Genomic DNA, 354 nt, shown 5'->3' with positions numbered 1-354 from the left:
GGCGCTGGCCGCCGGACTGGGCGAACGGCAGGTAGCCCAGCTCGTCGAGCACCACCAGATCGAGACGCGAGAGCTGGGCGGCTAAAGCGCCGGCCTTGCCGCGCCGGGCCTCGTCCTCGAGGCGGTTCACGAGATCGACGGTGTTGAAGTAGCGGCCACGCGCCCCGGCCCGCACGACGTTGGCGGTGATGGCGATGGCCAGATGGGTCTTGCCGGTGCCCGTGCCGCCGACCAGGACGATGTTGCGATGGTTGGTCAGGAAGGCGCCGTCGTATAGCGAACGCACCAGGCCTTCGTTGATCGCAGAGCCTTCGAAGCTGAACGCCGCCAGGTCCTTCATCACCGGCAGCTTGG

Annotated in this window: 1 protein-coding gene; it reads right to left on the bottom strand. The window is 68.1% G+C overall.

Going from position 1 to position 354, the window contains the following annotated elements:
- On the bottom strand, positions 1-354 hold a 354-nt coding region (locus tag AX690_RS18475; RefSeq protein WP_197426908.1), incomplete at both ends, for an ATP-binding protein.

It is taken from the genome of Caulobacter sp. CCH9-E1 (assembly GCF_001556515.1).
In the GTDB taxonomy this organism is placed as follows: domain Bacteria; phylum Pseudomonadota; class Alphaproteobacteria; order Caulobacterales; family Caulobacteraceae; genus Caulobacter.
This window is presented reverse-complemented; position numbering and strand designations above follow the sequence as displayed.